Consider the following 21,629-nt stretch of genomic DNA (forward strand, 5'->3'; position numbering starts at 1 on the left):
GGCCGCCATCACTGGCGCCAGCCCAGCGTGATAAAGCCGGCGCGTCCCTGCGTGTTGTAGGGATAGGCGAGCTGGTAGTTCTTGTCGAACAGGTTTTCCACGCGGGCGGCAACGAACCATTGCTTGTCGATGTTGTAACGGGCAGTGAGGTTGACGATACCGTATCCGCCCAGGGTACGCGATCCGCTATCGAGGCGGGCCGACGAAACAATCCACTCGCCGCCCAGGCGGAAGGCGCCGAACTGGCGGCCCACGTCGAAGGCGGCATGGCGGCGCGCGCGGCGCAGCAACTGCGTATTGCTCTGCTCGTCCACCGGGTTCTGGAAGGTCACGCTGGCGCCCACATCGGTGCCCATCAGCCTGGCGCGCCACGAGGCTTCGATGCCCTGCACCTTGGCCTTGTTGATATTCTGCGCCAGGAACAAGCCGTTGGGCTGCAACGCGGCGGTGATCAGGTTGTCGTAGCGGGTCTCGAACGCGGTCACGCGCAGCAGGCCGGCGCTGTCCGTGCTGTACTGCGCGCCCAGCTCGACCGACTTGGCGCGCTCGGGCTGGATGCCGGGCTGGCCATAGTTGGGATAGTACAGTTCGTTGAAGGTGGGCGCGCGGAAGGCATTGCTGGCGTTGGCGATCAGCTTGAACGCCTCGGTCACGTTATAGCCGTAGCCGGCGAAATAGCTCGCCTGGCTGCCGAAATCCGAGTAATGGTCGTTGCGCGCATTGAGCTGCAGCTGGTGCTTGCCCAGCCGGCCATTGTAGCCGCCGAACACCGACATGATATTGCGGCCCGGCGCGCCATACGTGTTCGAGCTGAATTCCTGCTGCGCATACTCCGTGCCGAACAGCAGCTTATGGGTGGGCGCCAGCGCATATTCGTTCTGCCACGTGTACTGGCGGTTGCGCGTGTTGAAGTTGCTGTTGAACAGTCCGTTCAGGGTGTTTTCGCTATTGTCCCCGCTCTGCGCGATCTTGAAATGCGTGGTCCAGTCCCGGGTGAACTTGCCGTTGACAAAGGCGGATACGGTGTACAACTCGCTGTTCATCCACCAGACATCGGTCGGTTTGCCTGTCGTGGTGTCGTAGGAGAGCTTGCTCTTCGAGTAGTAGGCGGTGACGCCGGCGTCCCAGTCGCTGGTGAAACGATGCTTCACCTGGCCCGATACGCTCTTGTTGTCATACGGGTTGTCGTTCGGGTTCGGGCCTGTGCCCTTCTTTGCCTTGGCCGGATTGTCACCGTTCCATTGGGCCGCATTGATCGCCGAAAAACCGTCTGTCTTGACGGCCGATCCGGTGATATTGAACGAGGTATCGCCCACCTGGCCGCCGTAGCCCACCGTGCCCTGGCGCGTATTGTTGCTGCCGTATTCGATCTGAGCGTTGGCTGCGGGAGCCTGGCCCGCACCGCTCTTGGTGAAGATCTGCACCACGCCGCCGATCGCATCCGAGCCATAGAGCGCCGAGACATTGCCGCGCACGATCTCGATATGGTCGATCTGGTCGGGCAGGATATTCGAGAGCTGGGCCGTGCCGCTGCTGGCAGCCGAGATCCGCACGCCGTCGATCAGGATCAGCGTCTGGTTGGAGTTGGCCCCGCGCATGAACAGGCTGGTATTGGCACCCAGGCCGCCGTTGGCGGCAAACTCCACGCCGGCCTGCGTGCGCAGCAACGAGCGCAGGTCGATGGCTTGCGAGTTGACGATGTCCTGCTGGGTCACTACGGTGGTATGCGGCAGCGCCTCGGTCAACGGCTGGACAGTGCGGGTGGCAGTGACCACCACCGGGTCTAGTTGCGCATCGGCCGCGGGCTGCGAGGCGGATTGTCCGGCGGACTGGGCCATGGCGATGCCAGGCGCGCTCACGGCAAGCAAGGCGGCAAGCGCTGCGGGCAGTTGCCGGGAGACGAAGACGGGGGCGGTGTGACGGCGCGCCGGCAATGCCGGACGGCTCGACCTGTAGGACGATGAGCGCATGATGCGATTGTGGGAGAGATCTGCCTGGTCCGTTCCCCCGCGGACCGTCTGGCGACGAAGCACGCCGCCGGTTCCCGCAAAAAGACAGCAAAAGGCAGCGCACTCTCATCCAGGCCGGTATCCGGGCTGGCGACACCAGTCCGACCGCCTTCCCGAACCTTGCGGTTCAGTGGCTTGTGGGTCGGCCTTGCGATCTTGCGATCGCGGTCGCTTACCGTTGCGGGGGCAGCACAGGTTGGCACGGCCCCGCCCTGGCGGCGGCGGCTGGCTCCCTGTTTCCCGTTGAACTGCAACCCTGTAGTGAATAGGATTACGAGCACCTGGAACGTGCGCGAGTGTAGGCAGTTTCAGGGCAAGCGTCAATGCCGCGTGATTCCGGCGGAAAACCAGTGGCGGGCGCCTGAAAACAGGCATAAAGCCGTCGCCCGGAATGCCGTTAAGCGACGATGCATGCAACTTCGGCGCGCAGGCCCGGTCACACACACCTGCGTTCGCCGTCCTCACGATAGCGCTTGGGCTAAAATCCCAAAACCCGAGACCCTAGATATGACAGGCTCTATGCTCACCGAACTCGAACAACTCGCCGCCAAGATCGGGCGTGTGCTGCACCATGCCGATACCCTTGCGGCGGAGAACCAGCGGCTGCGCGAGGAGATCGAACGCCTGCAGGCCGAGGCCAGCCAGCTGCGCGGCGACCGCGAAGCCATGGCGGCAGACCGCGAGCTGCTCAATATCAAGATCGAGGAAGCGCAGTTGCGCATCCAGTCGATCCTCGACAAGCTGCCCACCGCCAGCGACGCCCGCCAGCTCGACCTGCTGGGCGAAGGCGAGGCGGCCAGCCGCGCCGATCACAAGGCTCCCGGAGAAAACGCATGAGCAACAAGCAAGTCGAAGTGAACATTGCCGGCCAGTCCTACCGTTTCGCCATTTCGCCCGACAATGAAGCCGCGCTGCTGGAAGCCGTGGCACTGGTAGACGACCAGATGACCCGCCTCAAGGGCGGCGTGTCCGCCAAAGGCGTGGAACGCGTTGCCGTGATGGCCGCCATCAGCATCGCCTCCGACCTGCTCTCGCTCAAGCGCAAGCAGCAGGAGGACGGCGCGATTCCCGTCGATGCCGTGCGCGCGCGCATTCGCGAACTCAACGAACGCGCGGACGAAGCCCTGCGGCAGTACGCGCACGTGGGTACCAATGCGCCCGCGCCGCGCAACTGAACGCACCGCAGGCGGTGTACCGCACGGCACAGGGGAGCCGCGATGTGCCCGACATGCCGCGCGCGTCAGCAAAATGTAACGACACGCAACGACGGGCTTGGTATGGAAAGCGGTGCGGTGTATAGTGGAGCCAAGCCGCACCAAGCCACATAGTTGCGGCACCTTAGGTCGGGTTATCGCGCCTGACCGCCGTTTTCATCCCATCCAAGTTCGAAACGGCAAACGTCTGACAGCCCTCCCGGAGCCGTTGTGTTCGGTAGTGCAATAAAGGTCAGACGTTTGACAGTTTCCCTGCCTGGTTCGTCAGGATCATATTCCTTGAACCGATAAGCATTTGTTGGTGCGGGATTATGCCGTGTGGGCGAGCGCGTCGCTTGGTTCATAGTCGCAGTCTGGACTCCCTGAAACAGTGATGTACCCGAAATGCGGCTTCCGCAGCCACTCTGAACCTCACTTGGGTTCAGGATGCCGATCCAGCGGCCGAGGCGGGGACCCCTCTAAAGGCGGTGGTTTTTTAACCACCGCCTTTTCCTTTTGTGCCGCGCTTTCTTGCGCCGCCATGTTTCCCTCCTGCGCCCTGCCCCCGCTTCCTTGCTGATGCGCGCCCACGCCGGCCCGCGTCGGGCAAACGGTTTTCTTTTGGCCGGGCTTGCTGCACCATAGCGCTGTCGCCAACGTCACGCCTGCCCTGCCTGCCCATGAGCCGATCCACGCAAGCCAATGCCACCACGCGCGCCCGCCAGTACTGGCTGATGAAATCGGAACCCGATGAGGCCAGCATCGATACCCTGGCCGAGCGTGGCACCTTGCCATGGACCGGCGTGCGCAATTATCAGGCACGCAACTTCATGCGCGACGCCATGCGCATCGGCGACGGCGTGCTGTTCTATCACTCCTCCTGCCCGCAGCCCGGCATTGCCGGCCTGGCCGAAGTCAGCTCGCAGCCCTATCCCGATCCCACCCAGTTCGACCCGAAGAGCGACTACTACGATGCCGCCGCCAAGCCCGATGCACCGCGCTGGATGCTGGTCGACGTGCGCTTTGTCGGCAAGGGCCCGCTGATCTCGCTCGCCGACCTGCGCGCGCACGAGGAACTGGCGGACATGGCCGTGCTACGCCGCGGCAACCGCTTGTCGATCACGCCGGTGACGCCGGCCGAATGGCGTTTCATTACCACGAATCTGATGCGCTGATGCGCTGAAACGCTTCAAAGATGCGGCGCGGCTGCGGCCGCCCACCATGGCGGGCAGCACTGACGGTCACACAGGCGGCATGACACAATGGCTGCCGACTACATAACTACAACACCAATAAGGCCGATTCCGCATCATGAGTTTTTCCCTGATTCCCGGGCTATTGCTGCTCGGCGCCTTCACCGGTTTTTGCGCCGGCTTGCTCGGCGTCGGCGGCGGCATGCTGATGGTGCCCTTCCTCACGCTGCTGTTCACCGCCATGGCCTTCCCGCATGAGGCCATCGTCCATATGGCGATCGCCACTTCCATGGCGACCATCCTGTTCACTTCGCTGTCCTCGGTACGTGCCCATCACAAGCGCGGCATGGTGCGATGGAAACTGGTGCTCGCGCTGGCCCCGGGCATCCTGATCGGCGGCATGATCGGGGGCGGCAAGGTCTTCGCGGCGCTCAAGACGAGCTGGCTGTCGCTGCTGTTCGCGGTGTTTGTCGGTTTCTCCGCGTGGCAAATGCTGCGCAACCGCAAGCCCGCCCCGCACCGGCAGCTCCCCGGCACGCCGGGCATGCTGGGCGCCGGCGGGGTGATCGGCTTCCTGTCCAGCCTGGTCGGCGCGGGGGGCGGTTTTGTCTCGGTGCCGTTCATGACCTGGTGCAACGTGCCCATCCACAACGCCGTGGCCACCTCGGCCGCGCTCGGCTTTCCCATCGCCGTGGCGAGCGTGATCGGCTATGTATGGAGCGGGCTGGGCCAGGGCGGGCTCCCGGCGGGTTCGCTCGGCTACATCTATCTGCCAGCGCTGGCGGTGATCGCCGTGGCCAGCGTGCTGACCGCGCCGCTGGGGGCGCGCACCGCGCACCGCATGGATGTCGGGCAACTCAAGAAGGTCTTCGCCTGCCTGCTGTTCAGTCTTGCGGCCTATATGCTGTGGAAGGCCTGGCACGCGTTCTGAGCGGCGGCTTGGGCGGTGCAGCGCAGCGGATACATGTAGATACAACGTCGATCGCAAGGTAACGGAACGATCACCTCGGCCGCGCGTCTGATTTGCATCGCCAAGAAAGGGAGAATCCTGATGAAACAACTGCTTGCCGCCACGCTGCTCGGTACCACCGCCATGGTTGCCTCCGCCCAGGGTGGTGGCCCGACCCACGACCCGGCGCCCGCCGGCGTGCTGTCGCTGTCCGCCCAGGCCGCCACCGAGGTACCCACCGACGTGGTGCACATGACACTGGCAGCCGAACAGGAAGGCGCGGAGCCCGGCGCGATTTCCTCGTCGTTGTCGGCGAAGACGCAGGAAGTGATTGCCCAGGCAAAGCGGACCAGCGGCGTGCAGGCGCAATCAGGCGGCTTCACCATTTATCCGTCCAACGACAAGAACGGGCGCATCAGCACCTGGCGCGGCCGCGCCGAGGTGATTCTGGAGTCGCGTGATTTCTCCGCGGTGTCCAAGCTCGCGGGCCAGCTCGCCGGCCAGATGCAGGTGCAGAACATCAGCTTCTCGCTGTCGCGCGAAGCCCGCCACGCCGCCGAGGCCAAGCTGACCGAGCAGGCCGTGGCCTCCTTCCGCGAAAAAGCGCAGGCCACCACCAAACTGTTCGGCTACGGCAGCTACACCATCCGTGAAGTCCAGGTGAGCGAAGCCGGCGCCGTGCAGCCGATGCCGCGCATGTACGCGGCCAAGGCCATGATGGCCGATTCCGCGCCGGTGCCGGTAGAGGGCGGCAAGGCCCAGGTCACGGTGACGGTAAACGGTTCGGTGCAGATGCTGAAGTAAATCCCGCGCGTCCGGACCAGGACGAACCACACACGGGTCAAACGGGCCTCTTCCGCGCAGCGGGAGAGGCCCGTTTTCCTATGCGCGAGCCGTGCTGCCAACGCGCAGCCGCTCCACGATGCGGGCGTAGTCCTCCGGTGTATCCATGTCGGTGGTGAAGCGGTCGTGGCTGGCTTCATGGACGAAGACTTCGTCCGGATGGTCGGCGATCAGTTTGCGGCAGCCGGGATTGACGTGCCCCGCCACCACCTCGGCGGCATAGCTGGCGGAAAAGGCGACCGGGTTGCCCCGCTGCCCCGCGAATACCGGGACCAGGATCGAGCCGCGCGGCATGGCGCCGAAGGCGTCCACCAGCTCCCGGTAATCGCCGGCCTCCAGCAAGACCTGGTCGGCCAGGCAGACCAGCACCACGCTGCACGGCAGCCGCAGCGCGGCGACGCCGGCGGCCACCGAGGTCATCTGGCCCTCCTCGTAGCGCGGATTGGGCTGGAAGCCGACTGGCAGGTCCTCAAGCGATTCGATCACCGCGCGGCCCTGGAAGCCGGTCACCACGACAAGCTGTTGCGGTCCCGCCGCAAGCACGGCGCGTACGGTACGCCTGACCGCGGGTTGCCCTGCCACCGGCAGCAGCAGCTTGTGCCTGTCCCCCATCCTCGATGACATGCCGGCGGCCAGCACGACCGCCGAGAAGGCAGGCAGCGCGGTCGCAGTCTCGCTCATGTCGTTCATGTCGTTTCCCGCTGCCGCGCGATCGCCAGGTACTTGCCCGGCTCGCGCTCGAATTCCACCTTGCAGCCGTCGCAGCAGAAATACAGGCGCTGCCCGCCGTAGTCGACAACATACTTCGCAGAAGCGATATCGATCTCCATCCCGCAGACCGGGTTCACGTAGCGCACCGGCATCGGCTCGACCGATGCCATCGACTCGCACGGACGCACCACGGGCAGCTTGTCGGCCGGCCCCGCGCCCGACACCTCGGCCGCCCGCTCCTGCTCCAGCAGGCGGCGCAGCATCACCAGTCCCGCGACCGCGCCCAGCGCGATCTCCTGCGGGGTCCGCGCATGGATACAGGGTCCGGCCGGCGCATGCAGCGCGGCCAGCCGTTCCGGGGCGATGCCGCGCGCGCGCATGGCCTCGCGCAGCTTGTCCGCCTTGCGCTGGCTGGCTACCAGCAGGACCGCCGCTGCACGGCTGCGCATGGCGGCTTCCAGGGCATCCTCGTCCCCGTCGCCCTGAGTGGCCACCAGGACTAGTTGCGGATCCAGCAATGCAAAGGCCGCATCGTCGAAGCCTTCGATGACACGCGGCAAGCCAAGCGCGGCGAGCGGCACGGTTACCTTCGCCGCGGCGGCAACGCTCAGCCCCATGCGCTGCGCGAGCACGCAGGCCTCCAGCGCGGTGGGCGTCGCGCCAAGCACCAGCACCACGGGCGGCGGCAGCGTCGGCTGGATGAACAGTTCGATGGTGCCGTTGCTCGCGCACGGCATGGCGTGGTTTTCCACATCCGCCTCCGGCGCCGCGGGCGCGTTGCTGATGCGAAGCAGCTTGGGCTGCCCCGAACGGATTGCCTCCAGCGCGGCCTGGATCACGATGGCGCGGGAACAGCCGCCGCCAATCCAGCCGTGCAACGCGCCATCGGCTTCCACCAGCGCCTGCGCGCCTACCCAGGCCGAGGTAGGCGGCTGCGCCCGTATCACGGTGGTGACGGCGAACGGCAGCGAGGCTTCGATCAGCCGTTGCTCTAGTTGCAGGAGAGTATCGTCGTTCATTGCTTCATTGCAGAATGGACAGCACTTGTGGCAGCACTTGCTGAAGACTTGCGAGATCGCGCGCACCGGCCAGCAGGTCGATATACGGCAGCGCTGCCAACATGCCGCCGCTGGCGAGCGTAAAGCCGGGCTGGCCCGCGAGCGGATTGAGCCAGACCAGGGTGCGGCAACGCCGCCGGATCCTGTGCAGCGACTGCCGCAGCAACGCCGGCGCGCCGGCATCGTAGCCGTCGCTGACGATGACGACGGCGGTGCGCGAGTGCAGCAGCGCCGCGGCATGCTGCCGGTTGAATTCATCCAGGCTTTCGCCGATGCGCGTGCCGCCCGCCCACCCCGCCGACAGAAGCGCCAGCCGCTCCTGCGAGCGCCAGGGATCCGGATCGCGCAGCGCCTGCGCGATACCCACCAGCCGCGTATGGAAGATGAAGCAATGCACGTCGGAAACGCGCGCGCTCAACACCCGTGCAAGCCGGAGAAAGAAGAAGCTGTACAGGCTCATCGAGCGGCTCACATCCAGCAGCAGCACGATGCGGGGACGCCGCCGCTGCGGGCGCCGCCAGGCCAGGTCCAGCGGCAGGCCGCCGCGCGACACGCTGCGCCGGATCGTCGACGGCATGTCGATCACGCGGCCGGACACGGCGCGGCGTTCGCGGCGTGTCTGTATGCCGCGCAGCCGCTGCGCGAAGCGCCGCATCGCCTCGTCGATGGCGAACAGTGCATCGGGCTGGTTGAGATGGCGAAAATCCGCGTGGGCGAGCGAGGCCTCGACCGAGACGCCGCGCGCGGCCGCGCTGCCCATACCGGTCGTGTCGTCGCCATATCCACCGGGTGCCAGCGGCGTGCCTTCGCTGTCGTCGGGCCGGCCGCCGTCGCGCTGCCGCGCCATGCGGCCAGCGCCGCCCGCATGGGCCCGCACCAGCGCGCGGCGGTTCGGCCTGAGGAAGTAGGCGTCGAACAGCGCATCGAAGCGGCGCCATTCCTCGGCGCGCGAGCACAACAGCGCGCGCAGGCTCCAGCGCAGCAGCTGGCTATCCATCTGCCCCATGCGCTGCGCCACCTCCATCGCGGCGGCCATCTCGCTGCTGGTGATGCCAAAGCCGTTGGCGCGCAGCCATCCCGCGAACCCGGCATAGCGGGATTCGAGCATGGCACCGAGACTTTGCGCAGGCGCCCGTTCGTCGGCGCAAGGGATGGCGGTCAGCATGCTGCGGCCAGCTTTTCCACGACCGGACGGGTCAGCCCGGCCTGGTCCGCGCGCGTCTTGACGAGGGCGGAGAGGGAATCCATGATCCGCTCGACGCCGCCGGCGTCGAGCGCGCTGATGCCCAGCCGAAGCAGGGCCGACACCCAGTCGAGCGTCTCGGCAAGGCCGGGCCGCTTCTGCATATCCATCTGCCGCAAGGCCTGCACGAACTCGACGACCTGGCGCGCGAGCTTCTCCGGCACCTCCGGCACCTGCATGCGCACGATCAGCAGTTCCTTGTCGAAGCTCGGATAGTCCACATACTGGTACAGGCAGCGGCGGCGCAGCGCATCGGAGATCTCGCGCGTGCCGTTCGAGGTCAGGATCACGAAGGGACGCTCCGCCGCGCGGATCACGCCGAGCTCCGGAATCGACATCTGGAAGTCCGACAGCAACTCCAGCAAGTACGCTTCAAACGCTTCGTCCGTACGGTCTATCTCGTCGATCAGCAGCACCGGCGCCGGCGTCGTGGTGATCGCCTCCAGCAATGGCCGCTTCAACAAGTAGCGCTCGGAGAAAATGTCCTGCTCCTTGTCCGGGACCGGGCGTTCGTCCTGCTCCAGCAGCTTGATCGCCAGCAACTGGTGCTGGTAGTTCCACTCGTAGAGCGCCGAATGCGCGTCCAGCCCTTCATAGCACTGCAGGCGGATCAGGCGCGTGTCCAGCAAGCGCGCTAGCGCTTTCGCGACCTCGGTCTTGCCGACGCCCGCCTCGCCCTCCAGCAACAGGGGACGGCGCATCTCCATGGTCAGCAGCAGGGTCGCCGCGAAGCTGCGCTCGGCAATATAGCCATGCCGCTCCAGGCGCTGCTGCAGCGATATCACGTCGTTCATGCGGCCGGTGGTCATGGCGGGCTCGGGCATCCGGTCAGGTGGCCTTGCGGGAAAAGATCCCGCGCACCCAGTCGCGCAGCATGGCCCAGGCAAGCGCCAGGCCGTTCAACCCGGCTTGCGGCGCGGCCGCCTCCGGCACGGGGGTATCGGCGGCATCCGCAGCGGGCCGTGCCCGCGGCGCCTGCACAAGCGCCGCGAAATTGGCGGCGAATTGCTTGAGGATCTGGTCCCCCACCGCGTTCATCATCCGTCCGCCAAACGCGGCCGCCTTCCCGCTCATCGTCACCTCACTCCTGCCGGCCAGCTCGCAAGCCGCGCCTGCCGCCCGCACGGTCGCGAGCAGGTCCATCGACGCGGCGGAAGAGCCCGTCGAATCCGCGCCCTTGCCGGCCAGATGCAGGCTTCGCGCGGCCGGATCGAGGCCAAGCACTTCGATATCGCCCTTGAACGACATCGTGGCGGGGCCCAGTCGAACGACAATCGTCCCCTTGTAGTGCGTGGCATCCACGCGCTCGGTGATCGTCGCGCCCGGCATGCACGCGGCCACGGCCTCGACGTCCCGCAGGGAATGCCACGCGGCATCGACCGTGGATGCCAGCGGAAATACCTTTTCGAGTACGACTTTCATCGGGCTGTCCTCGAGTTCGTGAGCCGCCGCCGGCCACCGCACGCGGCGCGATGGCGGGCTCCTGGCGTCAGCGCTCCGCCAGCCCGAGCGCGCGGCTTTGCTGCCAGACGCGATAGGCGCTGTGGGGCATGTTCATATGCGTGACACCCAGGTGCGCGAAGGCATCGACCACCGCCGAGGTGAAGCACGGGATCGAGCCGACGTGCGGCGATTCGGCCACGCCTTTCGCGCCAATAGGGTGATGCGGCGACGGCGTGACAGTGAAATCGGTATCCCAGTGCGGCGTTTCGATCGCGGTCGGGATGAAGTAGTCCATCAGCGTGGCGCCCAGCAGGTTGCCGGCTTCGTCGTAGGGCATCTCCTGCCCCATCGCCACGGCGAAGCCCTCCGTCAGCCCGCCGTGGATCTGCCCTTCGATGATCATCGGGTTGATGCGCGTGCCGCAGTCATCCAGCGCGTAGAAGCGGCGCACCCGCGTCTCGCCCGAGTAGCGGTTGATATCGAGCACGCAAACGTAGGCGCCGAACGGGAAGGTGAAGTTGGGCGGATCGTAGTAGTCCACCGCTTCCAGCCCCATTTCCATGCCTTCCGGCACGTTGTTGTAGGCGGCCCATGCGACCTCCTTCAAGGTCTTGAACTGTCCGGGCGAACCCTTCAGGGCAAAGCGGTCCAGGTCGAACTCGACATCGTCCGGGCCGACCTCGAACAGGTGCGCGGCGATCAGCCGGGCCTTCTCGCGGATCTTGCGCGCCGCCCGCGCCACCGCCGCGCCGGCAACCGGCGTGGAGCGCGAGCCGTAGGTGCCAAGGCCGTACGGCGCGGTGGACGTATCGCCCTCCTCCACCTGGATCACCGATGCCGGAATGCCGGCCTCCGAAGCAATGATCTGCGCGTAAGTCGTCTGGTGGCCCTGCCCCTGCGTGATCGTGCCCATCCGGGCGATGGCCGAGCCGTCCGGATGCACGCGGATCTCGCACGAATCGAACATGCCGATGCCGAGGATGTCGCACGACTTCGACGGCCCCGCGCCGACAATCTCGGTAAAGGTGCTGACACCGATGCCCATCAGCCACTCGGCATGCTTGTCAGCCCGCCGCGCCGCCTGCTCGGCGCGCAGCGCGGGATAGTCAACGGCGTCCAGTACCTTGCGCAGCGCGGTTTCGTAATCGCCGGAATCGTACTCGAGCCCCAGCGGCGTGAGATACGGGAACTGCTCCTTGCGTATGAAATTGCGCAGCCGCAGTTCGGTCTTGTCGATGCCAAGCTCCAGCGCCAGCACGTCCAGCATGCGCTCGATCAGGTAGACCGCCTCGGTGACGCGGAACGAGCAGCGGTAGGCCACACCGCCAGGAAACTTGTTGGTGTAGACGCCATCGACCGAGACGAAGGCGTTGGGGATCGCGTAGGAACCGGTGCACACATGGAACATGCCCGCCGGCCACTTGGTGGGGTCGGCGCACGCGTCGAAGGCGCCATGATCCGCGACGACATGCACGCGCAGTGCCTTGATGCGCCCGTCGCTGTCCGCGGCGAGTTCGCCCTTCATGTGATAGTCGCGGGCAAACGCTGTGGTGCTGAGATTCTCCGCGCGCGATTCGATCCACTTGACCGGCCGCCCGAGCACGATCGATGCCACGATGGAAACGACATAGCCGGGATACACGCCAACCTTGTTGCCGAAGCCACCGCCGATATCCGGCGAGATGATGCGGATCTTCGACTCCGGGATGGCGGACAGCAGGCCAACCACCGTACGCACCACATGCGGCGCCTGCGAGGTGATGTAGACCGTGAGGTCCCCGCGCGCCTTGTCGTAGGACGCCACGCAGCCGCACGTCTCCAGCGGGCACGGATGCACGCGGGGATACAGCATGTCCTGCGTCACGGTGACTTCAGCGTTGTCGAACACGCGGTCGGTCTTGTCCTTGTCGCCGATATTCCACGTAAAGATGTGATTGGGATGCCTGCGCGCGCCATGCGCGCCCGCCTGCTTGTCGCGGATGTCCTCGCGGATCACCGGCGCGTCCGGCACCAGGGCTTGCAGCGGATCGACCAGCGCGGGCAGTTCCTCGTATTCCACTTCCACCAGTTCCGCGGCATCGGCCGCGACATAGCGGTCGTCGGCCACGACGAACGCCACCTCCTGGTTCTGGAAGCAGACCTTCTCGTCGGCCAGCACCGCCTGCACGTCGCCGGCCAGCGTCGGCATCCAGTGCAGCTTGAGCGGCTTCAGGTCATCGGCGGTCAGCACGGCGTGCACGCCGGGATGCGCGAGCGCGCGCGACTTGTCGATCTTCTTCACGCGCGCATGCGCGTACGGGCTGCGCACCATCACGCCGAACAGCATGCCCGGCATCTTGATGTCATCGACATAGGTGCCCTTGCCCTGCAGGAAGCGCGGATCCTCGCGGCGCTTGCGCGAACAGCCCATGCCTTCCAGCGCGGCCACGCGCCCGGATTCGGCATTCATATTTCCCATCATGCTTCTCCGTTGCGTCGATGTTGGATGACGGCGGGATCACTGCGTCTCGCCCATCAGCGGATGCGAGGTCTGGACCGCCTCGCCGCGCAGCTTGCGCGCGGCGTACTGCACGGCTTTCACGATGTTCTGGTAGCCCGTGCAGCGGCAGAGGTTGCCGGCCATCCAGTAGCGGATCTCCTCCTCGCTCGGGTCGGGGATCTCCTGCAGCAGCCGGTGCGCGCGGATCAGCATGCCGGGCGTGCAGAAGCCGCATTGCAGCGCGTGCTCCTGCATGAAGGCTTCCTGCAGCGCGTGCAGCTCGCCGCCTTGCGCCATGCCTTCCACGGTCAGCAGGTCCGCGCCCTCCGCCTGCACCGTCAGCACCGTGCAGGCCTTGACCGACATGCCGTTCATGTCGACCGTGCAGGCGCCGCAATGCGAAGTCTCGCAGCCGATGTGCGGGCCGGTGTGCAGGCACCGCTCCCGCAATGTGTGGATCAGCAGTTCGCGCGGCTCGACCACCACGTCCGTGTCCTTGCCGTTCAGCCTGAACGACACCATCGTCTTTTTGCTCATGTCGTGCCTCCGGAACCTGCTTATCGGCTTACCGTATCGCCAGTTCAGTGCGCGGCGCGCGAATAAGCAACGCGCAGCGCGCGCTGCGTCATCTCACCCGCCATCGCCGTCTTGTATTCGACGTCGCCGCGCAGGTCCTCGGCCGGGTCGCAGATGGCCATCGCCAGCCGCGCGGCCTCGGCAATGGCGGCATCGTCGAGCGGTTTGCCGCGCAGGTATTGCTCTGCGTCGCTGGCCCTGAGGGCGGTCGGCGCGGCATTGGTCAGCGCGATGCGCACATCCTCCACGGTCTCGCCGCGCATACGCAGCATCACCGCCGTGGCGGCGGTGGCGAAGTCGCCGGATTTGCGCTTGAGCTTGGCGTAGCAATGGCCGCTGCCCGTGGCCGGCACCGGAATGCGGATTTCGGTCAGGATCTCGTCCGCTTCGAGCAGCGTCATGTAGGTGCCGAGAAAGAAGCCGTCGGCCGGCACCACGCGCTCGGCAAGCTTGCCCGCGAGCACGAACGAGGCGTCCAGCGCGATCATCAGCGCCGGATGATCGTTGCCCGGATCGCCGTGCGAGATGTCGCCGCCGAGCGTGCCCCGGTAGCGCACCTGCGGGTCCGAGATCTGGCGCGCGCCTTCGACCAGCAGAGGGCATTTCTCCTGCAACAAGGCCGACCAGATCAGCTCGTTCTCGGTCGTCATGGCACCGATGCGGATCTCGCCACCGTCCTCGCGAATGCCCTTGAGTTCCGCCAGCTTGCCCAGGTCGATCAGGTGGCCGGGCTCGGCGAAGCGCAGCTTCATCATGGGCAGCAGGCTGTGGCCGCCGGCAAGAAGCTTGGCGTCGTCGCCGTACTCTCCGAGCAAGGCAAACGCCTCCGGCAACGTCTTCGGCAAGTGATATTCGAACGGACGAGGTATCACATCGGTCTCCTTGTCATGCGCCAGTTCCCGTCCAGGCCAGCGATGCCCCGGGCGCGCAGTGTTTCTTGCAGCATTTCAGAATGCACCGCAGCAAAGCAATTTGAATTCCCGAACGGCCGTTTTGCCTGCGCCAGGCGTCGGAAACTTGCACGAAATGCAGGTTGCACATACAACAGAAATGCACAAGGGAAATGCCGGGCCAGGCGCACGAGGGGCCCCATGAATGACCAGGAGATGTGAATGGACCGCCATGCGCCCTTCACCGTGACGACGCCCGATGCGCGTCGCCAGGAGACGTTCCAGCACAAACTGGAGCAGTTCAATCCGGGCATCGTCTGGCTCGATGCGCAGGGGCATGTCACCGCGTTCAACGATGTGGCGATGCAAATCCTGGGCCCCGCCAGCGAGCAGTCGCTGGGCGTCAGCCAGGACAAGCTGATCGGGATCGATGTGTTGCAGTTGCACCCGGAGAAAAGCCGGGAGAAGCTGCGCTTCCTGCTTCAGGCGGAGGACGCCAGCGGATGCCCGGTGAAGTCGCCTCCGCCGCTCGCCATGATGATCAACATCCCCGACCGGATCCTGCTGATCAAGGTGTCCAAGATGACGGCCTCGGGCGGTATCTGCGGCACCTGCATGATTTTCTACGACGTGACGGATCTCACCACGGAACCGGATGAACAGCGCGCGGGCGGCAACGTGCCGTCGCCGCGGCGGCTATTCAAGATTCCCGTGTACCGCAAGAACCGCGTGATCCTGGTGGACCTGAAGGACATCGTGCGGTTCCAGGGCGATGGCCACTACACGACGATCGTGACCAGGGACGAGCGCTACCTGTCCAATCTCTCGCTGACGGATCTTGAGCATCGCCTGGATGACAGCGTCTACCTGCGCGTCCACCGCAGCCATATCGTCAGCCTTCCGCACGCGATCGAAGTGATCCGGTCGGAAGAGCATATCCAGCTGGTGATGGACGATGCGGAACACACGCTGGTGCCGGTGAGCCGGTCGAAGGCCACGCAACTGAAGGAGTGGCTCGGCGTGACCAGGTGAGCCAGGCCGGCATGACAGCGAGGCGGCGGCCCTGACCGCCGCCTCGCAGGCTTACAGCGCCGCGAACTGCTGGCGCAGCACGTTCTTCTGCACCTTGCCCATGGTGTTGCGCGGCAGTTCATCGACCAGGTGCACGCGCTTGGGCACCTTGAAGTTGGCGATGCGGCCCTTGAGCGAGCCGATCAGGATGGACTCGTCGAGCTCCGCGCCCGGCTTGCCGACCACCACCGCTACCACCGCTTCGCCGAAGTCGGCATGCGGCACGCCGATCACGGCGCTTTCCGCCACGCCCGGCATCTCGTCGATAAAGCTCTCGATCTCCTTCGGATAGACGTTGTAGCCGCCGGAGATGATCAGGTCCTTGCTGCGGCCGACGATGGTCAGGTAGTCGTCCGGCACCTTGCGCTCGCCGGCCTGGCTGACGATGGCGCCACCAAAGCGGCCCACGTCGCCGGTCTTGAACCAGCCGTCCTCGGTGAACTCTTCCTGCGTCTTTTCCGGCATGCGCCAGTAGCCATGGAACACGTTGGGTCCGCGCACCTCCACGTTGCCGATCTCGCCGGCCGCGCAAACCTTGCCGTCGCCATCCACCACGCGCACGGAAACGCCCGGCAGCGCCTTGCCGACGGTGCCGCCGATGCGCTCGCCGGCATCCGCCTCGTAAGGGTTGGAGACCAGCATCACGGTCTCGCTCATGCCGTAACGCTCCAGGATGGTGTGCCCGGTACGCTCGCGGAAGGCGTCGAAGGTCTCCATCAGCAGCGGCGCCGAGCCGGACACGAACAGCCGCATGCGGCGGCAGGTATCGTCGTCGAAGCGCGCCTCCTGCAGCATGCGCACGTAGTAGGTGGGCACGCCCATCATCACGGTGGAACGCGGCAGGAATTTCAGCACCTGGGCCATGTCGAGCCTGGGCGCCCAGATCATCTTGGCGCCGGCCAGCAGCGCGCCATGCGAAGCCACGAAGAGGCCGTGCACGTGGAAGATCGGCAGCATGTGCAGCAGCACGTCGTCGCTGCGCCAGCCCCAGTATTCGTGCAGCGTCTTCGCGTTGGAAGCGAGGTTGCCGTGGCTCAGCATGGCGCCCTTGCTGCGCCCGGTGGTGCCCGAGGTGTACAGGATGGCGGCAAGATCGCCGGCGCCGCGCGCCACGGTGGCGAAGCTGTCCGGCTGCGCGGCGGCGCGGGACAGCAGCGAGCCCGAGCGGTCGTCGTCCAGCGTGAACACATGCTGCGTGCCGTGGCGGAACGCCACTTTGGAAACCCAGCCGAAGTTAGCGCTACTGCACACCACCACCGCCGGCTCCGCATTGCCGACGAAATAATCGATCTCGGCCTCCTGGTAGGCGGTATTGAGCGGCAGGTAGACGTAGCCGGCGCGCAGCGTGGCCAGGTACAGGAACAGCGCCTCGGGCGACTTCTCCACCTGCACCGCCACGCGCGCGCCCTCGGGCAGCTTGAGCGCGGTCAGCAGGTTGGCCATCCGGGCGGTGGCGCGGTCGAGGTCGTCCCAGCTGTAGTAGAGGCCGTCGTGGGTCTCGATGCAGCAGGCACTGCGATCCGCCGGAAAGCGGGATTCAAATAGGGCGAACAGGTTGGCGTTCATGTTGCGGAAGATAAAAAACGGAATCGGCAATAGCATGGGCATCCCGATCAATAGCCGGCAATGATAGGCCCGTTGCTACTGCCCGGTAAAGCGCGGCGGCCGGCGCGCCAGGAATGCGGCCACGCCTTCGGCATGGTCGCTGCTGCCGCCATAGCGGAAGTGCGCCTCCAGCTCCGCCGCGCTCAGCGGCTCGGGGGCCGGCGCGAGACGCCGGATGCTCTCCTTGTTGATACGTGCAGCCAACGGCGCGCCCGCGACGATACGCTTCACCGTGGCGGCCACTTCCTCGCCGAGCGCCGTGGCCGGCACCACGCGCGTCAGCAGCCCCTTGTCGCGCGCCTCGGCGGCGTCGAACACGCGCCCCTCCAGCAGGATCTCCAGCGTCACCGCGCGGCCAGCCAGGGCCAGAAGCCCCGTCAGTTCGCCGGGGGCCATGGGAAAGCCGAGACGGTTGATCGGCACGCCGAAGCGACTGTCGCTGGCGGCGATGCGCAGGTCGCAATGGCAGGCGATCTCCAGCCCGCCGCCCACGCAAACCCCCTCGATCATCGCCACCGTGGGATGGAGGCAGCCGGCGATGGCGGCCAGTGCCGGCGCGATCACCGCCACGTGATAGCGGCGCAGCGCGGCGGCGTCGCCCCGCTCCCCGGGAAACTCGGCGATGTCGGCGCCGGCGGCGAAGTTGCCATCGGCGCCGCGTATCACCACGCAGCGCAGCGACGGATCGGCCGACAGCTGCGCAAAACCCTCCGCCAGCGCGCGCCACATCGCCACCGAGATCGCATTGAGCTTGCCCGCGTGCGACAGCGTGACGGTGGCCACGTCACCGTCGCGCGCGAACTCCACCGCGCCGCTCATGCCTGCGCTCCACGCGCACCAGGATGCATTGGTCGATTCCTCATCAGTCGATCTTGGCGCCGGACAGCTGCACCACCTGCCCCCAGCGCTTGATCTCGGCGCGCTGGAACTGGGCAAACTGCTCTTGCGTGTAGGCCGGCGTATCGGAGCCGTTGGCAAGCCAGATCTGTTTCATCTCCGGCGTGTTCAGTGCCTTTTCCACTTCGGTGTAGAGCTTGTCTACGATGTCCTTGGGCGTGCCCTTGGGCACCCACATCGCATACCAGGTGGAAACTTCATAGTTGGGCACACCCGCCTCGGCGGCGGTCGGCACATTCGGGAAAGCGGCCGAACGCTTGGAGGAAGCCACCGCCAGCGGCTTGATGCGGCCGGCGCGGATATGCTGGGCCGAGGAGCCGAGCCCGTCGAAGTCCATGTCGACCTGGCCCGCAATCAGGTCGGACAGCGCAGGACCCGCGCCCTTGTAGGGAATATGCGTGATGAAGGTCTTGGTCTGCAGCTTGAACAGCTCGCCCGCGAGGTGGTGGGAGGAGCCATTGCCGGCCGAGGCGTAGTTCAGTTTGCCAGGGTTCTTCTTGGCATAGTCAATCAGTTCGCCCAGCGTGTTGGCGCTCACCTTGGCCGGGTTCACCACGATCACCTGCGGCGGCTGCGCGATCACCGTGACGGGGATGAAATCCTTCTCGATGTCATAGTCGAGCTTCTTGTAGAACGACGGCGCAATGGCATGATGGGCGCCGCCGATAAACACGGTATAGCCATCCGGCGCGGCCTTGGATGCAATGCTGGCGCCCACCGTCCCGCCAGCGCCACCGCGATTGTCGATCACGAACTGCTTGCCGAGCTGCTTGGAGAGCTGGGCGGTAAGGGGACGGGCGAAGGCATCGGTGCCGCCGCCGGCGGGGAACGGCACGATCACGGTGATCGGCTTGGACGGCCAGGTGTCGGCCTGCGCCACGGGAGCAACCGCGCCGAGACCCGCGCCAAGCGCGCAAGCCAGCCCTGCCAGTTGAAACTGACGACGATTCATGAACCTATCTCCTCTCTCTTATGCTGCGGAAAGTCAAATGAAGGACTGCTGAATGGCCCGTGAAAATGGCCCTGTTTACGACCTGACGAGGGTCACAACAGCTTGCTCACCGCGCGACTGATCCGCGGGTTGCCGTTGCCGAGGCGAACCAGATTGTCATCCAGCGCCTCGGTCGCGTAAAGGTAGTTCACCATCATGCCGCACGACTGCGCGCGCCCCTTGCGCGACAGGTCGGCGGCCCAGTTCAGGCGCTCCACGCAGGCGCCATTGCCCAGGTGGAAGCGTGCCACAGGGTCGGCCGGCAGCGCCTGCTGGCGCTCGCGCACCAGGTAGTGCGCGGCCAGCGCCAGCGCTGTGTCGCGCACCAGTACGTCCTCGGAATCCGCCGGCAGCGCCGCCAGCCAGCCTGCGCCGTCGGCGGGCGGGGCGCCGTGCCGCTCGCTCCAGCGCGCCAGGCGCTTGTCGCCCAGCACCTTGCCCACCGACTCGCCGTCGCGCTTGCGCAGCCAGTCGGCAAAGCCGGGAATTGGGGACAGCGTGGCGAACTGCTTGAGCTTGGGAAACTCGCGCTGCAACTCCTCGATCACGCGCTTGAGCAGGAAATTGCCAAAGCTCACGCCGCGCAAGCCCGCCTGCGTATTGGAGATGGAATAGAAGATGGCCCACTTCACGCGGCGCAGGTCTTCCAGCGGCGCGGCCTCGTCCAGCAGCGCATGGACGTTTGCCGCCATCTCGGGCACGAAGGCCACCTCGACAAAGATCAGTGGCTCGCGCGGCATGCGCGGATGGAAGAAGGCATAGCAGCGCCGGTCCGAATCGAGCCGGTTGCGCAAATCCGCCCAGGAGGCGATCTCGTGCACGGCTTCGTAGCGGATCAGCTTCTCCAGCAGCGAGGCCGGCGAGTCCCAGGTGATCGGCTGCAATTCGAGCAGGCCGACGTCGAACCAGTTGGAGAACAGCGCTTCGAGATCGTCGTCGAGCGGGTGCAGGCCCGGCACGCGCTTATGCCAGCGCAGCATGTCGGCGCGCAAGCCGATCAGGAAATGCAGGCCGCACACGCTGGCGCCCTGCTGGCCGTGCAAGGCGGCCAGGCGCTTGAAGAAACGGATGCGCGCGGTCGACATGGCTTGCGGCAGGCCGGCGGCCGCTTTGGCGGCCTTGCCGTCCTCGCCCGCCTCCGTGCTGCCATTGGCCGCGACTTCCGCCAGCACGGCGAGCATGGCCTGGCGCGCATCGTCGCCCGCCGCCTCGTACTCGGCGCGCCAGGTCTGCGCGGCGGTGTTGGCGGCGCCGTCGGTCAGGCGCGCGTCAAAGCACAGGCGCAGTTGCTCGCGCTGCCTGCGCAGCACACGGGCCGGCAAGGTCACGGGCCCGGCGTCCGCCTTGGCAGCGATGCCGGCATCGGGCCTCGCGTTGCCATCGCGCTCGCCCTTGCGGCCCCACCAGCGGCCGAAGCGCGACAACAGGGTCTCGCCCGAGGGCTCGGGCCCGCTGAGGGGAGCACTGACGGGAGCACTGGCTTTCTGTTCGCTGTTGCTGAGGGTATCCATGGGGTACCTGCTATCGATGGATGGATGAACCGGCGCCCGCGGCGGTATCCGCGGGCGCCTGCAACTCTGCCGCGTCCAGCGCCCTGAGCGCGGCGCGCTGGCGCAGCAAGTGTGTCTTCATCAGGGTTTCGGCGCCCTCGGGATCGTGCGCCTTGAGCGCGGAGAACACCGACAGATGTTCGGCGCAGGATTCGCGGATGCGGCCCGGCAGCTTCAGGCTCTTGTGGCGCGACAACCGCAGCACCTTGCGCAAATCGCTGATCAGCCCAGACAGCCAGCGATTGCCGGCGAGCTGCTGGATCGCTTCGTGGATCTGGTAATTGGTTTCGTAGTAGGCGTCGATATTGCCGCCCTGGGCGTATCGCGCCAGATCGGCATGCAGGCTCTCCAGGGCCTCCAGGTCGGCAGCGGTGGCGTTACGCGCGGCCTCATAGGCGCAGCGCCCTTCCAGCAGCGCCATCAGCGGGAAGATCTCGTCGAGGTCCTGCTCGGACAGCGCATTGACGAAGCAGCCGCGGCGTGGCTCCAGCCGCACCAGGCCTTCGGCGGCGAGGACCTTGAGCGCCTCGCGCATCGGCGTGCGCGAGATACCCATCGATTCGGCCACGCTGGCTTCGTCGATCCAGGCACCCGGCATCAGCGCGTGCTCGTCGATCATGGTGCGCAGGCGCTCCGCCACCTCGAGGTACAGGGCCTGCTGGATGATGCGCATGGTGCCTCCGGATGGAAGAATGCAATGGCATCGGGATGGCCTCGGATGTGTCTTGCCAGGCCCAATAATTCATAATTATGAATAACGGTGGCGCAATGACAAGACAATTCGATGCTGCGCAGCGGCATGCGCAGCGTGCGCCGCTCATGTGACAAGGCGCGTTTTGGTTGCTGAAGCAGGCTGCGGAAGCACTTCGCCAGCGCCCTAGCCACCTTCCAGGCCACGCTCCGCACCGGTCGCACGGCGCCTCCAGCG

General features: G+C 66.1%; 20 protein-coding genes, 1 other RNA gene and 1 riboswitch. Of the genes, 7 read left to right on the forward strand and 14 right to left on the reverse strand.

The window, feature by feature from the left end; genetic code table 11:
- Positions 1-8 precede the first annotated feature (8 nt).
- Positions 9-1,970 (reverse strand): TonB-dependent receptor plug domain-containing protein, encoded by a 1,962-nt coding sequence (locus tag AC1DS6_RS20285; RefSeq protein WP_477102997.1) that lies wholly within the window; start codon positions 1,968-1,970, stop codon positions 9-11.
- Positions 1,971-2,065: 95 nt separating this feature from the next.
- A riboswitch (cobalamin riboswitch) is annotated at positions 2,066-2,309 on the reverse strand.
- 219 nt (positions 2,310-2,528) lie between these two features.
- On the opposite strand from AC1DS6_RS20285, the gene AC1DS6_RS20290 reads away from it, so the two are divergent.
- The 6 genes from AC1DS6_RS20290 (at position 2,529) to AC1DS6_RS20315 (ending at position 6,148) form a co-directional block, all read left to right on the forward strand.
- Entirely contained in the window at positions 2,529-2,846 is a 318-nt protein-coding gene (locus tag AC1DS6_RS20290; RefSeq protein WP_045235926.1) for a hypothetical protein, read from the forward strand.
- On the forward strand, positions 2,843-3,184 hold the full coding sequence (locus AC1DS6_RS20295; protein WP_441625331.1) for a cell division protein ZapA: 342 nt from the start codon (positions 2,843-2,845) through the stop codon (positions 3,182-3,184). Before AC1DS6_RS20290 ends, AC1DS6_RS20295 begins: the two co-directional genes overlap by 4 nt.
- A 285-nt stretch (positions 3,185-3,469) precedes the next feature.
- Positions 3,470-3,680, forward strand: a non-coding RNA gene (gene ssrS / locus AC1DS6_RS20300) — 6S RNA.
- A gap of 202 nt (positions 3,681-3,882) precedes the next feature.
- A complete protein-coding gene (locus AC1DS6_RS20305) occupies positions 3,883-4,377 on the forward strand; it encodes an EVE domain-containing protein (protein ID WP_441625333.1) in 495 nt (164 codons plus the stop codon).
- Between the two features lie 136 nt (positions 4,378-4,513).
- Complete coding sequence (locus AC1DS6_RS20310) at positions 4,514-5,326, forward strand: sulfite exporter TauE/SafE family protein (RefSeq protein ID WP_441625335.1); 813 nt, start codon at positions 4,514-4,516, stop codon at positions 5,324-5,326.
- Positions 5,327-5,446: 120 nt separating this feature from the next.
- Positions 5,447-6,148 (forward strand): SIMPL domain-containing protein, encoded by a 702-nt coding sequence (locus tag AC1DS6_RS20315; protein ID WP_035876034.1) that lies wholly within the window; start codon positions 5,447-5,449, stop codon positions 6,146-6,148.
- Positions 6,149-6,226: 78 nt separating this feature from the next.
- On the opposite strand, the gene AC1DS6_RS20320 is transcribed toward AC1DS6_RS20315, so the two are convergent.
- The 8 genes from AC1DS6_RS20320 to AC1DS6_RS20355 all read right to left on the reverse strand — a co-directional run bounded on the left by AC1DS6_RS20320 (position 6,227) and on the right by AC1DS6_RS20355 (position 14,569).
- Positions 6,227-6,877: a nucleotidyltransferase family protein gene (locus AC1DS6_RS20320; RefSeq protein ID WP_441625337.1), complete on the reverse strand. Its 651-nt coding sequence runs from the start codon at positions 6,875-6,877 to the stop codon at positions 6,227-6,229.
- Complete coding sequence (locus AC1DS6_RS20325; protein ID WP_441625339.1) at positions 6,874-7,917, reverse strand: XdhC family protein; 1,044 nt, start codon at positions 7,915-7,917, stop codon at positions 6,874-6,876. The genes AC1DS6_RS20320 and AC1DS6_RS20325 overlap by 4 nt, the downstream gene beginning before the upstream one ends.
- Positions 7,918-7,921: 4 nt before the next feature.
- The gene (locus tag AC1DS6_RS20330; protein WP_441625341.1) at positions 7,922-9,121 is read right to left on the reverse strand and encodes a vWA domain-containing protein; all 1,200 of its coding nucleotides are present in this window, start codon (positions 9,119-9,121) and stop codon (positions 7,922-7,924) included.
- On the reverse strand, positions 9,115-10,008 hold the full coding sequence (locus tag AC1DS6_RS20335; protein WP_441625343.1) for an AAA family ATPase: 894 nt from the start codon (positions 10,006-10,008) through the stop codon (positions 9,115-9,117). Before AC1DS6_RS20335 ends, AC1DS6_RS20330 begins: the two co-directional genes overlap by 7 nt.
- A gap of 19 nt (positions 10,009-10,027) precedes the next feature.
- Entirely contained in the window at positions 10,028-10,621 is a 594-nt protein-coding gene (locus AC1DS6_RS20340; protein ID WP_441625345.1) for an SRPBCC family protein, read from the reverse strand.
- A 67-nt stretch (positions 10,622-10,688) separates the two neighbouring features.
- On the reverse strand, positions 10,689-13,103 hold the full coding sequence (locus AC1DS6_RS20345) for an aerobic carbon-monoxide dehydrogenase large subunit (RefSeq protein WP_441625347.1): 2,415 nt from the start codon (positions 13,101-13,103) through the stop codon (positions 10,689-10,691).
- 36 nt (positions 13,104-13,139) lie between these two features.
- Entirely contained in the window at positions 13,140-13,658 is a 519-nt protein-coding gene (locus tag AC1DS6_RS20350) for a (2Fe-2S)-binding protein (protein ID WP_441625349.1), read from the reverse strand.
- A gap of 44 nt (positions 13,659-13,702) precedes the next feature.
- On the reverse strand, positions 13,703-14,569 hold the full coding sequence (locus AC1DS6_RS20355; protein ID WP_441625351.1) for an FAD binding domain-containing protein: 867 nt from the start codon (positions 14,567-14,569) through the stop codon (positions 13,703-13,705).
- A gap of 240 nt (positions 14,570-14,809) precedes the next feature.
- Between AC1DS6_RS20355 and AC1DS6_RS20360 the strand changes: the two genes are divergently transcribed.
- The gene (locus AC1DS6_RS20360) at positions 14,810-15,619 is read left to right on the forward strand and encodes a LytR/AlgR family response regulator transcription factor (RefSeq protein ID WP_441625353.1); all 810 of its coding nucleotides are present in this window, start codon (positions 14,810-14,812) and stop codon (positions 15,617-15,619) included.
- Between the two features lie 51 nt (positions 15,620-15,670).
- Here AC1DS6_RS20360 and AC1DS6_RS20365 read toward each other — a convergent pair whose 3' ends face one another.
- The 5 genes from AC1DS6_RS20365 to AC1DS6_RS20385 form a co-directional block, all read right to left on the reverse strand.
- The gene (locus AC1DS6_RS20365) at positions 15,671-17,224 is read right to left on the reverse strand and encodes a malonate--CoA ligase (protein WP_441625513.1); all 1,554 of its coding nucleotides are present in this window, start codon (positions 17,222-17,224) and stop codon (positions 15,671-15,673) included.
- 75 nt (positions 17,225-17,299) lie between these two features.
- Entirely contained in the window at positions 17,300-18,082 is a 783-nt protein-coding gene (locus AC1DS6_RS20370; RefSeq protein WP_441625355.1) for an enoyl-CoA hydratase/isomerase family protein, read from the reverse strand.
- Positions 18,083-18,125: 43 nt separating this feature from the next.
- The gene (locus tag AC1DS6_RS20375; RefSeq protein WP_441625357.1) at positions 18,126-19,112 is read right to left on the reverse strand and encodes a Bug family tripartite tricarboxylate transporter substrate binding protein; all 987 of its coding nucleotides are present in this window, start codon (positions 19,110-19,112) and stop codon (positions 18,126-18,128) included.
- 92 nt (positions 19,113-19,204) lie between these two features.
- Positions 19,205-20,662, reverse strand: coding sequence for a malonyl-CoA decarboxylase domain-containing protein (locus AC1DS6_RS20380; protein WP_441625359.1), 1,458 nt, complete (start codon positions 20,660-20,662; stop codon positions 19,205-19,207).
- A gap of 10 nt (positions 20,663-20,672) precedes the next feature.
- Positions 20,673-21,374 carry a GntR family transcriptional regulator gene (locus AC1DS6_RS20385; RefSeq protein ID WP_441625361.1) on the reverse strand — a complete coding sequence of 234 codons (702 nt, stop codon included), beginning with the start codon at positions 21,372-21,374 and terminating at the stop codon, positions 20,673-20,675.
- Positions 21,375-21,629 lie beyond the last annotated feature (255 nt).

The sequence above is a fragment of the Cupriavidus sp. 05L310 genome, assembly GCF_056398185.1.

Bases quoted from the DNA above. Each gene is read 5' to 3' on its own strand.
- AC1DS6_RS20315 (WP_035876034.1), top strand. From the start codon at position 5,447: ATGAAACAACTGCTTGCCGCCACGCTGCTCGGTACCACCGCCATGGTT.
- AC1DS6_RS20305 (WP_441625333.1), top strand. From the start codon at position 3,883: ATGAGCCGATCCACGCAAGCCAATGCCACCACGCGCGCCCGCCAGTAC.
- AC1DS6_RS20335 (WP_441625343.1), bottom strand. From the start codon at position 10,008: ATGACCACCGGCCGCATGAACGACGTGATATCGCTGCAGCAGCGCCTG.
- AC1DS6_RS20285 (WP_477102997.1), bottom strand. From the start codon at position 1,970: ATGCGCTCATCGTCCTACAGGTCGAGCCGTCCGGCATTGCCGGCGCGC.
- AC1DS6_RS20295 (WP_441625331.1), top strand. From the start codon at position 2,843: ATGAGCAACAAGCAAGTCGAAGTGAACATTGCCGGCCAGTCCTACCGT.
- AC1DS6_RS20310 (WP_441625335.1), top strand. From the start codon at position 4,514: ATGAGTTTTTCCCTGATTCCCGGGCTATTGCTGCTCGGCGCCTTCACC.
- AC1DS6_RS20385 (WP_441625361.1), bottom strand. From the start codon at position 21,374: ATGCGCATCATCCAGCAGGCCCTGTACCTCGAGGTGGCGGAGCGCCTG.
- AC1DS6_RS20350 (WP_441625349.1), bottom strand. From the start codon at position 13,658: ATGAGCAAAAAGACGATGGTGTCGTTCAGGCTGAACGGCAAGGACACG.
- AC1DS6_RS20330 (WP_441625341.1), bottom strand. From the start codon at position 9,121: ATGCTGACCGCCATCCCTTGCGCCGACGAACGGGCGCCTGCGCAAAGT.
- AC1DS6_RS20325 (WP_441625339.1), bottom strand. From the start codon at position 7,917: ATGAACGACGATACTCTCCTGCAACTAGAGCAACGGCTGATCGAAGCC.
- AC1DS6_RS20340 (WP_441625345.1), bottom strand. From the start codon at position 10,621: ATGAAAGTCGTACTCGAAAAGGTATTTCCGCTGGCATCCACGGTCGAT.
- AC1DS6_RS20370 (WP_441625355.1), bottom strand. From the start codon at position 18,082: ATGAGCGGCGCGGTGGAGTTCGCGCGCGACGGTGACGTGGCCACCGTC.
- AC1DS6_RS20375 (WP_441625357.1), bottom strand. From the start codon at position 19,112: ATGAATCGTCGTCAGTTTCAACTGGCAGGGCTGGCTTGCGCGCTTGGC.
- AC1DS6_RS20345 (WP_441625347.1), bottom strand. From the start codon at position 13,103: ATGATGGGAAATATGAATGCCGAATCCGGGCGCGTGGCCGCGCTGGAA.
- AC1DS6_RS20320 (WP_441625337.1), bottom strand. From the start codon at position 6,877: ATGAACGACATGAGCGAGACTGCGACCGCGCTGCCTGCCTTCTCGGCG.
- AC1DS6_RS20380 (WP_441625359.1), bottom strand. From the start codon at position 20,662: ATGGATACCCTCAGCAACAGCGAACAGAAAGCCAGTGCTCCCGTCAGT.
- AC1DS6_RS20290 (WP_045235926.1), top strand. From the start codon at position 2,529: ATGCTCACCGAACTCGAACAACTCGCCGCCAAGATCGGGCGTGTGCTG.
- AC1DS6_RS20360 (WP_441625353.1), top strand. From the start codon at position 14,810: ATGGACCGCCATGCGCCCTTCACCGTGACGACGCCCGATGCGCGTCGC.
- AC1DS6_RS20365 (WP_441625513.1), bottom strand. From the start codon at position 17,224: ATGAACGCCAACCTGTTCGCCCTATTTGAATCCCGCTTTCCGGCGGAT.